The sequence below is a fragment of the Nocardioides sp. 616 genome (assembly GCF_002930065.1).
Taxonomy (GTDB): domain Bacteria; phylum Actinomycetota; class Actinomycetes; order Propionibacteriales; family Nocardioidaceae; genus Nocardioides; species Nocardioides houyundeii.
Genome location: NZ_POAG01000010.1, coordinates 101,639 through 116,069 on the forward strand (window position 1 = coordinate 101,639; position 14,431 = coordinate 116,069).

The following is a 14,431-nucleotide window of genomic DNA, read 5'->3' on the forward strand; positions in this document are numbered from 1 at the left end:
AGCGGGGCAGCCCGAGGCTCGCGGAGCAGTGCGGCCACGCGCCGTAGCCGCCGGCAGCGTCCCGCAGCCGGGTCGCGACCGCGATCTGCGTCTCCCGGCTGTGCTGGCTCGGCAGGCCGGTGCCACCGTAGGCACGCCACGTGCCCAGGTTGAACTGGAGCCCGCCGTAGTAGCCGTTGCCGGTGTTGATGGCCCAGTTGCCACCCGACTCGCACTTGGCGAGCTGGTCCCACACGGTGTTGCCTGAGGAGTAGTCGGCGGCGGCGACGGTCTTGGTGCCGACCTTGACCACCTTGGCCTCGGGCTTGCGAATGACGCGCTGCTTGAGGACCTTGCGGCCCACCAGCGCGCCGTTCTCGTAGGTGAGCCGGTAGGTGACGTCGCGCAGCCCGGGACGGCCGGCACGCACCACGGTCTGCTCGCCCTGGAGCATCGAGCCGTCCTTGCGCTCCACGGTGCCGAAGCCGATCGCCTGGGCACGGACCCGCTTGTCGACGACCTTCACCCGGGTGACCACGATGCGGTCGCCGGCCTCCACCTGCTTGCGGCGGCGCGGGGTGACCCGGTCGTCGGCGTCGACCTTGACGTCGAGCTCGGCGAGCGCGTCCTGGACGGTCATCGCCGGCACCTCGACGGTGCGCGGCTTGCCTTCGCCGACGGCGAGGGTGAGCTTCTTGGGGGTGACCACCTCGACCTCCAGGCCGGAGCGGCGGATCGGGGCGCTGCGGGTCACCGAGAGGTCGGCGCCGCGGAACCGGCGGCCGATCTGGGCCAGGGCCCCGCCCACGTGGCTGGCAGTCACCCAGTGGGTCGAGCTCTCGCCGTCCACGCTGAGCTTGAGGGGACGGGAGAAGGCGACGGTGATCGCGCTGCCGTCGTCGACCGCGGAGTCCAGGGCCGGGGCCACCTCGTCGCGGGCGCCGACCTCGATGCCTTCGGCCTCCAGGACGTCGGCGACGGTGTCGCCCATGGCGTCGACCTCACGGGTCTCGCCGTCCAGGGTCAGGGTCACCGACTTGGCGAGGGAGGCGTAGCCGAGGGTGGTGCCGACCACGGCGAGGGCCACGAGGGCCACGAGCGAGAGGAGGAGGGACTTGCTGTGGAGCGCTGACTTGGTGAGCTGTGCGATGCGCACGATTCTCCGAACGTCGTACTTCCCGGTCTTCGGACGCCGGTGCCGGAGCGACCCTTGGGCACTGGCGAAATCAACCCGATTCCGGCCAACAATCACAAGACCATAACGAGAATTGGGGACCTACCAAACTCTTTGGCTCAGATCCAGCGTGGAAGTGATGAGCCTCTCCACCCTCCACGGCGGCTACCAGGACCCCCCGAAGGCCGCCTCGGTGTTGGCGTCCACGGCCGCGCACAGCGCCTCCAGGTCGTCGCCCCGCACCTGCGCCATCGCGCGCATCGTGACCGGGATCAGGTAGGAGGCGTTCGGCCGCCCGCGGTACGGCGTGGGGGTCAGGTACGGCGCGTCGGTCTCCACCAGCACCCGGTCCCGAGGGGCCAGCACCAGCGCCTCCCGGAGCGCGTCGGCGTTCTTGAACGTCACGGTGCCGGCGAAGCTCAGGTGGGCGCCGCGGTCCAGGCAGGCGCGGGCGAAGTCGGCGTCACCGGAGAAGCAGTGCATCACCCAGCGCTCGGGCGTCCCCTCGGAGTCCAGCACGTCCAGCACGTCCTGGTGGGCGTCGCGGTCGTGGATCACCAGGGTCTTGTCCAGCCGCTTGGCCAGGTCGATGTGCCGGCGGAAGCTCTCCACCTGCGTGGCCCAGCCGTCCTCGCCGGTACGGAAGTGGTCCAGCCCGGTCTCCCCCACCGCTCGCACCCGCGGGTGGGCACCGGCCAGCCGCTCGATCTCCGCCAGGGCCGCCTCCAGCTCGCCGACCGCCTCCAGCCGGGGGGCCTCGTTGGGGTGCAGCGCCACCCCCGCCACCAGCGCCTGGTGCTCGGCGGCCGCGGCCACCGCCCACCGTGCGCCGGGCAGGTCGCAGCCGATCTGCACGATCCTGGGCACGCCGACCGCGCTCGCCGCGGCGATCGCCTCGACGACGCCCGCCTGGTCGTCGTCGGCGATGTCGAGGTGGCAGTGGTTGTCCACCACCGGGTGGGGCAGCGGCTCCGGGGCGGGTGGACGCTCCCTCATCGGGTGGACGCGACCCGCGCCAGGACCGCCGCGGCCAGCGCCTCGGGCGCCTGCCGGGGGATCCAGTGGGTGACGCCCTCGAGGACCACGAGCTCGTAGTCGCCGCTCACGTGGTCGCCGCAGCGCTCCGCCGCCTCGCGAGTCAGGGCCACGTCGCGGTCGCTCCACACGTACGTCGTGGGCACGGTCACCGGGGTCCGGGTCAGCGACACCGGGGCGAACGGCAGCGCGCGGTACCAGCCCAGGGCGCCCGGCAGCGCGCCGGACTCCACGATCTCGGTGTGGAAGCGAGCCACGTCCTCGGCCCGCATGCCGCCCTTGCGCAGCGGGAGGTCGAACGCGTCGGGCTTGGCCGCGATCATCCCCTCCACCAGCAGCGGCGTCGCGAAGAGGCCGACGTACCAGGAGGCGGCCAGCTGGCCGTGCAGCAGGGCGTCGCGGAAGGCCCCGGGGTGGGGCACCGAGACCGCGGTCAGCGACCGCACCAGGTCGGGGCGCTGGGCTGCCAGCGCCCAGGCCACCACCGCGCCCCAGTCGTGGCCGACCAGGTGCACCGGTCCCCCGATGCGCTCCGCGAGCGCCACCACGTCGCCCACCAGCAGGCTCAACCGGTAGGACCAGCGCCCCCGGGGCCGGGCGCCGGGCGAGTAGCCGCGCTGGTCCGGGGCCAGGGTGTGCAGCCCTTGCTCGTGGAGCAGGGCCGAGACCGCGTCCCAGGACGAGGCCCGCTCGGGGAACCCGTGCAGCAGGATCACCGGCTCGCCCTCGGCCGGCCCACCCTCGACCACGTCGAAGTCCAGCCCGTCGTGACGGTACGAGCTCAGCCTGTTCATCGCACGTGCACCACGTCGTAGACCTCCCTCTTCGGCAGCCCGGCCCGTCTGGCCACGGCCGCGATCGCTTCCTTGCGGCTCGCCCCCACCGCCTCCTCGTCGGCGACCGCCGCGCGCAGGCTGTCGGGGTCCCCGGCCACGTCCGGGCCGGGGGGCCGACCGGCCACCACGATGGTCACCTCGCCACGTACCCCGTTCTCGGCCCAGGCAACCAGGGCGCGCAGCCCGTCGCGGCGCACCTCCTCGTGGGTCTTGGTCAGCTCGCGGCAGACCGCGGCGGGCCGCTCGTCACCCAGCGCGTCCGCCATGGCGGCCAGCGTCGCGCCGGTGCGGTGCGGGGCCTCGAAGAACACCATGGTGCGCGGCTCGGTGGCCAGGTCTGCCAGCCGCCGGGCCCGCTCGCCGGCCTTGCGGGGCAGGAAGCCCTCGAAGCAGAACCGGTCCACCGGGAGCCCCGAGACCGCCAGCGCGGTGAGGACGGCGCTGGGCCCGGGCACCGAGGTCACCCGCACCCCCTCGGCGACCGCGGCGCTGACCAGGCGGTAGCCCGGGTCGGAGACGCTGGGCATCCCGGCGTCGGTGACCAGCACCACCCGGCTGCCGGACAGCAGCGCCTCCAGCAGCGCCGGCGTCCGGGCCTGCTCGTTGCCCTCGAAGTAGGACACCACGCGGCCGCCGAGGGTGATGCCCAGGTCGCTGGTCAGCCGCTTCAGCCGCCGGGTGTCCTCCGCCGCCACGACGTCGGCCCCGGCCAGCTCCGCGGCGAGTCGCGGCGGAGCGTCGCCGACCTGGCCGATCGGGGTCGCGGCCAGCACCAGGGTCCCGGCTCCAGCCACGGGCCGGGCGTCCACGGGCGGGGCGTCCACGGGCTGTTCTGTCATGGTCACATCCTGCCCCGTGCTGGCTATTGTTGCCGACCGTGACCCCCGCCCTCCGCCGCCGCCTGCCCGGTGACCAGGTGATCGGCTGGGTGGGCGCGGTGCTGCTCGGCTGCCTGGCGTTCTTCCTGCGGGTGTGGAAGCTCGGCACCCCGCACGCCTTCTCCTTCGACGAGACCTACTACGCCAAGGACGCCTGGTCCCTGCTGCACCACGGCTACAGCCGCGGCTACGTCGAGGGCGCCGACGCCAGCATCCTGGACGGCAAGACCGACGGACTGTGGACCGACTCCCCCAACATGGTGGTGCACCCCGAGGTCGGCAAGTGGCTGATCGCCCTGGGCGAGAAGGCGCTGGGCATGGACCCCACAGGCTGGCGCATCGCCTCGGCGGTGGTCGGGTCGCTGATGATCGTGCTGATGTGCCGGTTCGCCACCAGGGTGACCGGATCGGTCTTCCTCGGCCTGCTCGCCGGGTTCCTGCTCTCCCTGGACGGGCTGCACCTGGTGCTGTCCCGCTTGGCGCTGCTCGACATCTTCCTCGCCTTCTTCATGCTCGGCGGCGTGCACTGCGTGGTCGCGGACCGCCAGTGGTTCACCGCCCGGCTGGCCCGCGAGCCACGCGTCACCGGCGGTTGGGGCCCGCGCGTCTGGTTCCGGCCGTGGCTGCTGGCCGCCGGGGTCTGGTTCGGGCTGGCGGTCGGCACCAAGTGGACCGCCCTCTTCCCGCTGGCTGCCTTCGGGCTGCTGGTGTGGGCCTGGAGTGCCGGCGCTCGGCGCGGCCGCGGGGTGCGGTGGCCGGTGCTGCGCTCGGCCGTGCTGGACGGGGTGCCGGCGTTCGTGCACCTGGTGCTGGTGGCCTTCGTCGTCTACGTGACCACCTGGACCGGGTGGCTGATCCACGCCGACGACTACGAGGACGCGCTCTCCAACACCCAGTACACGACGTACGGCGGGGGCACCCAGTGGCCCTCGGCCACCGAGCCCGACGCCGAGGGACTCGGCGAGGTGGTCCAGTCGCTGCGCTCCCTGGCCAGCTACCACCGCGACGTCTACGTCTTCCACTCCCACTTCCTCAATGACGCCACCCACGTCTACTCCTCCAAGCCGACCGGGTGGCTGCTGATGAACCGGGCCGTCGGGGTCGACGCCCAGCTCGACATCCAGCCAGGCACCCAGGGCTGCGAGGCCGAGGCCGGGTCCACCTGCCTGCGACAGGTGGTGCTGCTGGGCAACCCCATCCTGTGGTGGGGCGGGTGCGTCGCCCTGCTCGCCGCCGTGGTGCTGTGGGTCGGCGGCCGGGACTGGCGCTTCGGGGTGGCCGTGGTGGGCACGGCGTCGACGTGGCTGCCGTGGCTGCAGTACGACGACCGCACCATCTTCCTGTTCTACGCGATTGCGATCGCCCCCTTCATGGTGCTGGCCGTGGTGCTGGGGCTGGCCAAGATGCTGGGGCCCTCGCCGCTGCCGTCCCGGCGCCGAACCCTGGGCGCGGTGCTGGGCGGGTCGTTCGTGGTCTCGGTGGTGCTGGCCTTCGCCTGGTTCTGGCCGGTGTGGACCGACCAGCTCATCACGCACTCGGAGTGGCTCGACCGCATGTGGTTCAAGCGCTGGATCTGACCGTCTCGCATGGTGACGACCCGCCGTGGGTACCGTGGCGCCATGCTGCTCCCTCCCCCACGCGGCTCGCTCACCGAACGCCTCGTCACCGTGCTGCCCACCGGAGACACCAGCGATCTGGGCGACCTCCTCGTCCCTGACGACGCCGACGACGCCCAGCTCGCCCTGTGGATGCTCTACGAGCTGCACTACCGCGGGTTCCAGGGCGTGGACGAGCGACTGGAGTGGGACCCCGCCCTGCTCGGGCTGCGGCGCCGCCTCGAGGACGACCTCGAGCAGGAGCTGCGCACCCGTTACACCAAGGCCGGGATCACCGGCGACAGCGCCGAAGACATCTTCCGGATCACCGACGAGCACGAGGGCCGCTCGCTGGCTGCCCACGTGCAGCGGCACGCCACCCGCGAGCAGGTGCTCGAGCTGCTGCGGTCGCGCTCGATCTACCACCTCAAGGAGTCCGAGCCCCAGGCCTGGCTGGTGCCGCGGCTGGGCCACGTGGCCAAGGCCGCCCTGGTCGAGCTCCAGTACGACGAGTTCGGGGGCGGCGACCCCAACAAGCTCCACTCCCACCTCTACGCCCTCGGCCTGGAGGCCTGCGGCCTGGACCCGTCGTACGGCGCCTACGTGGCCGAGACGCCCGCCGAGGTGCTGGAGCAGAACAACGCGATGAGCCTCTTCGGGCTGCACCGCCGGCTGCGCGGGGCGAGCCTGGGGCACCTGGCCGCCTTCGAGGCCACCAGCTCGCTGCCGTGCCGCAAGATCGCGCAGGGCATGGAGCGACTCGAGCTGCCGGTCCAGATGCAGCACTACTATCGCGAGCACGTGGAGGCCGACGCGGTCCACGAGCAGCTGGCGGTGCGGGTCATCTGCGCCGCCCTGCTGCGCGAGTCCCCCGAGCTGCTGGACGACGTCCTGTTCGGGGCCTACACCTGCCTCGACACCGAGGACCGGGTCACCGAGCACTACCTGGCCCGCTGGCAGGCGGCATGAGCGTGCCCGCGGGCCCCGAAGGTGTGTCCCACCCTGACGTGATCATCTGTCCCCGCGGCCCGCTGCTGCTGCGCGGGGACCACCTCGTCGACGACGGCGAGGGCAACATCGTGCGCACCGAGCGTCCGGTCAGCGCGGTCTGCCGCTGCGGCAAGTCCGAGACGCAGCCGTGGTGCGACGGCACCCACAAGGTGCTGCCGCCGAAGCTGCAGCCCTGAGCTCGCGGTCGGACCCGGCCCGCCGCGCCCGTCAGTCAGTCAGTCCTCACGGGGCGCAGCGGGCTGGTCGCCGGACCCTCCACCACCGCGCCGGAGAGGTCGAAGCGGGACCCGTGACAGGGGCACTGCCAGGTCTCGGAGGTCTCGTCCAGGTCCACCAGGCAGCCCATGTGCGTGCAGGTCGCCGAGACCTGGTGCAGCGCGCCCGCGCGGTCGCGGTAGGCCGCCACCACGTCCGCGCCCTGCTGGAACCGACCCGACTCGCCGGGCGCCAGCCGTTCGGGTGAGTCGGGCAGGGCAGCGGTGCTCGCCGCGCCCACGCGACCCGCGACCGCGTTGGAGACGAAGGTGCGGCCCTGCTTGGCGATCTGCGTGCCCTCCGCCAGCCAGCGGCCGCGGCGCAGGGTGAACAGGTCCCGCCACCCGCGTCCCTGGCCGGACAGGAGGGCCCCGCCGTCGTCGGAGTCCAGGATCATGTCGCGCAGCAGCACCCCGGACAGCACCCCGTTGGCGATGCCCCAGCCACCGAAGCCGGTGGCGCCCCACACCCCCGACCCCGGGCGGGTGATCGGCCGCATCTCGCCGATGAAGGGCAGGCGGTCGGGCGAGTCGTGGTCCTGGGCGGACCACTGCCGCTGCACGTCGTAGGCCGGCATCCGGTCCTGGGCCCAGTGCACCAGGTCGCTCAGGCGCACCGCCGCGCTGGTGCTCCCGGGGCTGAACGGGGCGCCGGAGACCATCAGCACCGGGCCCTGGGCGCCGGGCACGGGCCGCAACGCCGGGGTGTCGCTCCCCACGCCCACGTACATGTCCCGAAGTTGGGTGCCGGGGGGCATGGGGCCGGTGAGCACGTGCTCGCGGTGGGTCTTGAGCCGGGCGAACATCACGCCCTCCGCGAACGCCGGGAAGTGGGTGGCGACCACCACGTGCGCGGCGCGCACCGAGCCGCCGTCCTGCGTGCTGGCGCGGTGCGGGTCCCCGGTGTCGAGCTCGACGACCCGGGACCGCTCGAAGAGCCGGCCGCCGAGGTTCACGAAGTCGCGCGCCAGGCCGTCGAGGTAGGCCACCGGGTCGATGAGCAGCTGGTTGCTGAGCCGCACCGTGCCGGTCACGTCGAACGGCAGTCCCGGGTCCGCGTCGGTGGTCACGTCGAGCTCGCACTGGGCCAGCACCTCGGCCTCGGCCCGCAGCGCCACCAGCTCCCGCTCGTCCTCGGCGAAGAGCCAGCTCGGGCGGCGCTGCATCGAGCAGTCGATACCGACCCGCTTGACCAACGAGGCCAGGTGCTCCACCGCCATCACCTGGGACTGGGCGTAGGTGCGGGCCGACTCCAGGTCCGCACGCGCGGCGATCGTCGAGTACGTCGTGCCCTGCAGCGCGCTGACCTTCGCCGTGGAGCCACCGGTGGTGCTGCCGGCACCGACCGTGAGGGCCTCGAGGAGCACCACGTCCCGGCCGGCCGCGGCGAGCTCCCAGGCGGCGCTCATCCCCACGATCCCGGCGCCGATCACCAGGACGTCGCAGTCGATGGCGCCCGACAGCTGCTGGGCCGGCGTCCGACTTCGGTCATCGAGCCAGATCGGATCCATCACGGCGCCGGCGTACCCGCTCCGGGAGTGGTCCAAACACTCGGGCAACTGGTAGACAGGAGACTTCCGGGGGTCGAGAAACCTGCCCCAGTGGTGCAGGACCTGTTGAGAGGGTCTGAGCGTGATCGCCAAGGAGCTGCAGGAGCTGCGGCGCGACGAGGCATTCCAGCACTCCCCGCGCCCCATGGCGGTGTGGGACGAGGAGTTCGTCATCCGCGCGGCCAACGCCGCCTACCTCGAGCTCACCGCCCAGACCGAGGACGCACTGCTCTCGCGCGTCCTCTTCGAGGTCTATCCCGAGAATCCCGACGACCCCGAGAACGACGGCCCCGCGGCCATCCGGCGGTCCTCGCTGGCGGCGCTGAGCGAGGGGCGGACGCATCACCTGCTGCTGCAGCGCTACGACATCCCCGACCCCGCGCACCCGGGGACGTTCCTGCCCCGCTGGTGGGCGCCGATGAACGAGCCGCTGCTCATCGACGGCGTCCCTGCCGCGGTCGTCAACCACGTCGTGCGCGTCCAGGACCCGACCCCGCACGCCGTCCGCACGGTGGACCGGCTGAAGGCAGCCCTGGGCGGTGGCTGCTTCCTCGACGACCTGTCGCGCGATCCGCGCTTCGAGGAGCTGCTGACCGTCGTCCAGGGGCTGAGCACCCTGGGACGTGAGGTGGACCAGCTCCAGGAGGCGCTGCTGTCCCGCGCCACCATCGACCAGGCCAAGGGAATCATCATGGCCAGCCGGCACTGCTCTCCCGACGAGGCGTTCCGGGTGCTCACGAAGCTCTCCAACGACACCAACGTCCGCCTCGCGGAGGTGGCGCGGGCAGTGGTCTACCAGGCCGAGCACCCTCGGGGAGCTCCCGGGGGCTGAGGGGCATCGAAGCCCGGCTCCGGGCTTGCTCTTTGGTCCCGGCTCTGATTGTCTAGACCGAAGTGGTCGAGAGGAGTTGCCACGTCACCCTTCACCAGGGAGATGGGTTTCATGCTCCAAACACTTGCCACCCGCGCCGGCACCGACAACATCTGGCCCGACCCGGCCGACCGTCGCGCCGCCACCGCTCAGCTGCTGGAACGCGCCGCGCTCGTCGACGGGCCCGCTCGCGGTGAGATCGAAGAGCTCGTGGTCGAGCTCAACGTCGAGGTCGCCCGTGACGTGGCCCGCCGCTACCGGGGCCGGGGCATCGACCAGGACGACCTCGAGCAGGTCGCCTGCCTGGGCCTGGTCAAGGCCGTGCGCCGCTTCGAGGCCGACAAGGGCCGCGACTTCCTGAGCTTCGCCGTGCCCACCATCCGTGGCGAGCTGCGCCGGCACTTCCGCGACCGCGGTTGGATGGTCCGGCCGCCCCGCTCCATCCAGGAGATGCAGGCCTCCATCAACGGGGCCGAGGAGCAGCTGGTCCAGGACCTGGGCCGGTCCCCGAGGCCCCGCGAGATCGCGGCACACCTGGGGGTCGAGCTGGACCTCGTGGTGGAGGCGCTCGGTGCCAGCGGGTGCTTCGTGCCCTCCTCGCTGGACGCACCGCTGTCGCCCGGCGAGGCCGCAGAGCTCGGCCAGACCCTGGGCGCCCACGAGTTCGGGTTCGAGGCCGCCGAAGCCCGCGCCGCCCTCGGGCCGGTGCTGGCCACGCTGACCGACCGGGAGAGGCTGATCCTGGACCTCAGGTTCGGTCAGGGGCGCACCCAGGCCGAGATCGGCGCCGAGATCGGCGTCACCCAGATGCAGGTCTCACGCCTGCTCACGGCCACCTTGGCCAAGCTCCGGCTGGCCATGGAGTCCGCGGCCTGATGACGGCATGAATGTCCCCCGCAATGGGTACGAGAGGGCCGTTCCACACACATTCTCCAGCGGAAGGAACCTCGATGGGTCTCGACGACAAGATTGAGAACACGACCGAAAAGCTGACCGGCAAGGGCAAGGAAGCCGCCGGTGGCGCCACCGGCGACGAGGACTTGAAGGCCGAGGGCAAGGGCGACCAGGCCAAGGCCGACCTGAAGCAGGCCGGCGAGAAGGTCAAGGACGTCTTCAAGTAGCCCGACCGCCTCACCGACACAGCGAGCACGCCGTTCACGCAACGGGTGCTCGCTGTTCCTCGTTCAGGGGGTGACTTCCCAGCGGTCGCCCGCGCGGCGGGCCAGGCCCGCCTCCGCGAAGGCCGCCAGCCACCCCTCCATGGGGAACCAGCCCCAGCGCCGACGGAACAGGTTGGCGTTGCGCACGATGGCGCCCACGTGCTCGATCGGTGGGTCGGAGACGGGGTGCCACTGGTGGTGCGCCACCGCACCGCCGACCCACCAGCCCGGCACGCCCGCCCGGGCTGCGCGCTGGCCGAAGTCGGTGTCCTCGCCGCCGTACCCGACGTACTCCTCGTCGAAGCCGCCGATGGCGTCCCAGGTCTCCTGGTCCACGGCGAAGGAGAGCGACCAGAACAGCCGCAGGTCCGTCATCGGCAGCAGCTCGCCGGGCGCGGGCGCGGGACGGCCGGGGTGGGGCCGCGCCGCGGCGATCTGGGCCGGGTCGTACGACGTCCGGCCGGCGGGCAGCGCCGGCAGGTAGGCGACGGGGCCGCACAGCAGGCCCTGGCGCTGCCGTGCCGCGCGCTGGTAGCCCTCGAGCAGGCCCGGCGAGGCCAGGCAGTCCACGTCCAGCAGCACCACCAGGTCGGCGCCGGCCTCCAGCGCCGCGGCGACCCCGCGGTTGCGGGCCCGCGCCAGCGGCAGCTCGCCGGGTGCGGGCACGTGGCGCACCGTGCTCACCGTGCGCAACGGCCCTGCCGCCACCACCTCGGCCACGTCCGGGTCACCCATGGCGACCACCACCACCTGGTCCGGGACCCGGGTCCCGGCAGCCAAAGACCGGTGCTGGTTGCGCAGGTGCCGGTGCCGTCCGGTGACCACGGTGACCACGGTGAGGTTCAGGCCCGCACTCACGTCCTGAGCCCCCGGGCCACCCGGGCGATGGCGGCAGCCGCCCGGTCTGCACCGCGCCCGTCGTTCCACGCCGACCAGGCTGAGCCGTCCGCGGCCGCCGCCCGCGCGAGCAGGTCCGGCCACTCGTGCGGCTCGGGCCAGGCCGGGGCCGTCACCGCGAGACCGAGCCGGCTCAGTCGCCTCAGCGTGTGGTGCTGCTCGTCGAAGGGCCTGGGGTCGGCCACCACCACGGCCGGCGCCCGGGCTGCGGCCACCTCGGCGACCGCGTTCTGACCGGCGTGGGTGACCACCACGGCGGCCTCGCGCAGCCCGCCCCACACCTGCTCGGCGTCCAGCCGCCGTCCGGGACGGGCGCTGGACCACTGCCAGCCCGGGGTGGCCCGCTCCGCGGACGCGAAGGCGGACCGCCGGTCCGCGGAGCCACCCGCACCCCAGAGCAGGAAGGCGGTCCCCGCCGAGCGCGCGGCCGTCGGGCCGGTCGCGACCCGAGCGTCGAAGCGGCTGATGGCCCCGGTGAAGACCGTCTTGGACCGCCAGCGCTCCGGCCACCCGCTGGTCAGCTCCTCGGCCAGATCCTCGGGCAGGTCCTCGGGCCACGGCGCCAGCAGCACCTCGGCGATGTCGTGCAGCAGCGAGTGCGCAGGATCGGTGCGTCGTCCCGGCATCACCACCGTGACCACCGGTACGCCGCACAGCCGGGCCAGCAGCCCGACCTCGACCGAGACGTCGACCACCAGGGCGCTGGGACGCGCCTCGGTGATCCACTGGGTCAGCTGTGCCGCCCGGGTGGCCAGTCCCCGGTCGTGCCGCGGCACCCAGTGCAGCCGGCCCCCCGCGTCCACGTCCGCGTGCACGTCCCCGGCTGCGGCCGGGCCCTCGTCGTCACGATCGAGCACCACCCAGGGCCGCGTCGAGCCGGCCGGCGGTGCCAGCGAGCTGAGCACGGTGACCGGCTCCGCCAGGCGGGCCGCCACCGACTCCATCCGGTGCCGGTGGCCGTCGCCGTGGTGGTGGACGTAGTAGCCGATCACGCCGCGTGCCGCAGGCCGAGCTGGTCGTAGAGCCACAGGTAGCGCTCCACCATGGCCCCCACCGAGCACGACGCCTCGGCGCCCCGGCGTACCTCCTCGCGGGAGAGCTCCACGACCTCGACCACGGCCGCGGCGGCCGCGGCGACGTCGCCGGGCGCGACCAGGCGGGCGCAGCCGTTGTCCAGCACCTCGGCCATGCCGCCCCGGTCGAAGCCGACCACCGGGGTGCCGCAGGAGATCGCCTCGGCGCCCACCAGCCCGTAGGGCTCGTCCCACAGCGGGGTCACCAGCACGGCGGCGCTCCGGCCGGCGACCTCCGCCAGGGCCTGCTGGTGCAGGTGGCCCAGGTAGACCGCGTCCGGGCCCAGCCGGGGCTGCACGAGGTCGCGCCAGTAGACCGGGTCCGCGATCGGCCCGGCCAGCAGCAGCCGACGACCGGCGGCGGCGGCGATGTCCAGCGCCAGGTGAGTGCCCTTCTCGGGGACGATCCGGCCCGACCACAGCAGGTCGTCGCCACCGGGACCCAGCGGCCACCGGTCGGTGTCCACCCCGTTGAGCACCACCGCGGGCTGGGTCACGTGGCTCCACTGGGCCGCGGTGTAGCGGCTCACGGCGGCGAAGTGGGTGTGCCGGGCGTCGGCGAGGCGGACGACGGGCTCCAGCCAGGGCGTGGGCGGGGTGTGCAGGGTGGTCACCATCGGGCAGGGCAGCAGGTCCGCCATCGCCACCGGCAGGTGGTGCAGGGTGTTGTTGTGCACGACGTCGACGTCGTCGCGGCGCGCCAGCGACAGCATCAGCTGAAGATAGGCGTGGTGCTGCTCCACCCACTCCTGAGGACCCATGGAGACGTCGCGGCGCGCGGTCTCGCTCAGCTCGACGGGGCGCACGTCGAGCAGGTGCGCGTCCAGCTCGGGGTCCGAACCGGGACCGGCGAAGACCGTCACCCGGGTCCCGCGGGCGCGCAGCCCCCGGACCAGGTGCCAGGTCATGGACTGCATGCCCCCGGCGAAGGGCTCGCCGATCGGGTAGCGGGAGTCCGCCACCACCACGACGTGCGTCACCGTCGGCCTGGCCCGTCGACCAGCGCGGCATAGAGAGAGGCGTGGACCGCCGCGAGCTCCGCGCGCTCCGAGAGCCGCGTCTCGGGGTCGGCCCGCCACTGCGGCCGGACCTGGTGGGCGCGCTCCAGCGCGAGCTCCAGCGACGCGGGATCGAGCCCGTCCTCGTCCAGGTGGTAGGACAGGCACGGCTGCTGCTCGCGGTAGAAGCCGCAGTCCGGCACCACCACCGCCGTGCCCAGGTCGTAGCAGGCCTCGAGCCAGCCGGAGTGGGTACCGAAGCGGTAGGGCAGCACCGAGACGTCCAGGCCCAGGAAGTAGTCCCACAGCTCGTCGTCGGTGAAGAAGTCGTGGACGTGCAGGTCGATCACGCCGTCGGCGTCCAGGGTCCGCACCATCTCCGCCACCCGGGCGTCATGGTTGGACATCCCGGGAGTCATCACGTCGGTGTGGACGTCGACGCGCAGCCGCCCCTCAGGCAGGGCCGGCACCACCTTGGCCAGGGTCTCCAGCACCGGGAGCGGGTCCATGCTGGCGCGCAGGCTCTTGAGGTGCAGCCCGACCACGAAGCCGTCGGTCTCCGGCCGAGGACGCGCCAGCAGCGGCTCGGGCACCACGTGCGGGTGCGGCAGCACCGTGGCGGTGCGATCCCAGCGTCTGGCGACCTCACGCGCTGCGCCGTGGGTCAGGGTGAGCACCGCGTCGGCTGCCGGCACCAGGACGTCGAGCTGGGCGTCGTGGGCCGTGCTGTCACCGTGGTGGGGGTTGCGCAGGTCGTGCACCGTGTAGACCAGCGGCTTGCCGGCCGCCCGCAGCGCCGCCACCCAGTCCCGGAGCTGCTCGGGTGAGCGAGCGTCGAAGCCGAAGTGCACGTGCGCGACGTCGAACTCCTCGTGGTGCTCGGCCACCCAGGACGCCTCCAGGGACGGGGGCGGCCACCACTGCGCCGCGGGCACGTCTCCGGGGACCGGGGGGTCGGGCAGGCGCACCACGTCGTCACCACCGGGGTCAGTCAGGTGCCGCACATACACGTGTCCGGACGGGATCGACAGCACACGCACGCTCACAGCACTCAAGCTCCCTCTAGAACGCCCAGCCCCCTCCAAGGTCGGGCGACGACCAATTCATCCGGCGGTACCCG

The 14,431-nt window shown here is 73.0% G+C and carries 15 protein-coding genes; 6 read left to right on the forward strand and 9 right to left on the reverse strand.

Translation table 11 applies throughout. The annotated features are described in order from the left end of the window. The 4 genes from C5H89_RS19450 to rsmI all read right to left on the reverse strand — a co-directional run. Nucleotides 1-1,135: resuscitation-promoting factor (locus tag C5H89_RS19450; RefSeq protein ID WP_104105504.1), on the reverse strand; the 1,135-nt coding region annotated here is incomplete at its 3' end. Nucleotides 1,136-1,318: 183 nt separating this feature from the next. Next, complete coding sequence (locus tag C5H89_RS02425) at nucleotides 1,319-2,149, reverse strand: TatD family hydrolase (protein ID WP_104105505.1); 831 nt, start codon at nucleotides 2,147-2,149, stop codon at nucleotides 1,319-1,321. After that, nucleotides 2,146-2,982 carry an alpha/beta fold hydrolase gene (locus tag C5H89_RS02430; protein WP_104105506.1) on the reverse strand — a complete coding sequence of 279 codons (837 nt, stop codon included), beginning with the start codon at nucleotides 2,980-2,982 and terminating at the stop codon, nucleotides 2,146-2,148. The genes C5H89_RS02425 and C5H89_RS02430 overlap by 4 nt, the downstream gene beginning before the upstream one ends. Continuing rightward, on the reverse strand, nucleotides 2,979-3,863 hold the full coding sequence (gene rsmI, locus C5H89_RS02435) for a 16S rRNA (cytidine(1402)-2'-O)-methyltransferase (protein ID WP_104105507.1): 885 nt from the start codon (nucleotides 3,861-3,863) through the stop codon (nucleotides 2,979-2,981). Before rsmI ends, C5H89_RS02430 begins: the two co-directional genes overlap by 4 nt. Before the next feature lie 38 nt (nucleotides 3,864-3,901). On the opposite strand from rsmI, the gene C5H89_RS02440 reads away from it, so the two are divergent. From C5H89_RS02440 to C5H89_RS02450, 3 genes are read left to right on the forward strand one after another with little or no spacing between them, the layout of a single operon-like run. Continuing rightward, on the forward strand, nucleotides 3,902-5,479 hold the full coding sequence (locus tag C5H89_RS02440; RefSeq protein ID WP_240181652.1) for a phospholipid carrier-dependent glycosyltransferase: 1,578 nt from the start codon (nucleotides 3,902-3,904) through the stop codon (nucleotides 5,477-5,479). A 42-nt stretch (nucleotides 5,480-5,521) separates the two neighbouring features. Further along, a complete protein-coding gene (locus C5H89_RS02445; RefSeq protein WP_104105732.1) occupies nucleotides 5,522-6,466 on the forward strand; it encodes an iron-containing redox enzyme family protein in 945 nt (314 codons plus the stop codon). Next, on the forward strand, nucleotides 6,463-6,684 hold the full coding sequence (locus C5H89_RS02450) for a CDGSH iron-sulfur domain-containing protein (protein ID WP_104105509.1): 222 nt from the start codon (nucleotides 6,463-6,465) through the stop codon (nucleotides 6,682-6,684). The genes C5H89_RS02445 and C5H89_RS02450 overlap by 4 nt, the downstream gene beginning before the upstream one ends. Before the next feature lie 35 nt (nucleotides 6,685-6,719). Here the strand turns inward: C5H89_RS02450 and C5H89_RS02455 are convergent, their stop codons facing one another. Further along, nucleotides 6,720-8,273, reverse strand: a complete 1,554-nt coding sequence (locus C5H89_RS02455) for an FAD-dependent oxidoreductase (protein ID WP_240181682.1) — start codon at nucleotides 8,271-8,273, stop codon at nucleotides 6,720-6,722. A gap of 121 nt (nucleotides 8,274-8,394) precedes the next feature. On the opposite strand from C5H89_RS02455, the gene C5H89_RS02460 reads away from it, so the two are divergent. The 3 genes from C5H89_RS02460 (at nucleotide 8,395) to C5H89_RS02470 (ending at nucleotide 10,304) form a co-directional block, all read left to right on the forward strand. Beyond that, nucleotides 8,395-9,144, forward strand: coding sequence for an ANTAR domain-containing protein (locus C5H89_RS02460; protein WP_162799175.1), 750 nt, complete (start codon nucleotides 8,395-8,397; stop codon nucleotides 9,142-9,144). Between the two features lie 111 nt (nucleotides 9,145-9,255). Continuing rightward, nucleotides 9,256-10,059, forward strand: coding sequence for a sigma-70 family RNA polymerase sigma factor (locus C5H89_RS02465; protein ID WP_104105733.1), 804 nt, complete (start codon nucleotides 9,256-9,258; stop codon nucleotides 10,057-10,059). Nucleotides 10,060-10,133: 74 nt separating this feature from the next. Continuing rightward, nucleotides 10,134-10,304 carry a CsbD family protein gene (locus tag C5H89_RS02470; RefSeq protein ID WP_104105512.1) on the forward strand — a complete coding sequence of 57 codons (171 nt, stop codon included), beginning with the start codon at nucleotides 10,134-10,136 and terminating at the stop codon, nucleotides 10,302-10,304. A gap of 63 nt (nucleotides 10,305-10,367) precedes the next feature. On the opposite strand, the gene C5H89_RS02475 is transcribed toward C5H89_RS02470, so the two are convergent. The 4 genes from C5H89_RS02475 to C5H89_RS02490 are packed head-to-tail and all read right to left on the reverse strand — an operon-like array spanning nucleotide 10,368 to nucleotide 14,357. Then, entirely contained in the window at nucleotides 10,368-11,201 is an 834-nt protein-coding gene (locus C5H89_RS02475) for a galactosyltransferase-related protein (protein ID WP_205304822.1), read from the reverse strand. Next, complete coding sequence (locus C5H89_RS02480; protein ID WP_104105513.1) at nucleotides 11,198-12,232, reverse strand: glycosyltransferase; 1,035 nt, start codon at nucleotides 12,230-12,232, stop codon at nucleotides 11,198-11,200. The genes C5H89_RS02475 and C5H89_RS02480 overlap by 4 nt, the downstream gene beginning before the upstream one ends. Next, on the reverse strand, nucleotides 12,229-13,293 hold the full coding sequence (locus C5H89_RS02485; RefSeq protein ID WP_205304823.1) for a glycosyltransferase: 1,065 nt from the start codon (nucleotides 13,291-13,293) through the stop codon (nucleotides 12,229-12,231). The genes C5H89_RS02480 and C5H89_RS02485 overlap by 4 nt, the downstream gene beginning before the upstream one ends. Continuing rightward, the gene (locus tag C5H89_RS02490) at nucleotides 13,290-14,357 is read right to left on the reverse strand and encodes a glycosyltransferase (RefSeq protein WP_114149406.1); all 1,068 of its coding nucleotides are present in this window, start codon (nucleotides 14,355-14,357) and stop codon (nucleotides 13,290-13,292) included. Before C5H89_RS02490 ends, C5H89_RS02485 begins: the two co-directional genes overlap by 4 nt. Nucleotides 14,358-14,431 lie beyond the last annotated feature (74 nt).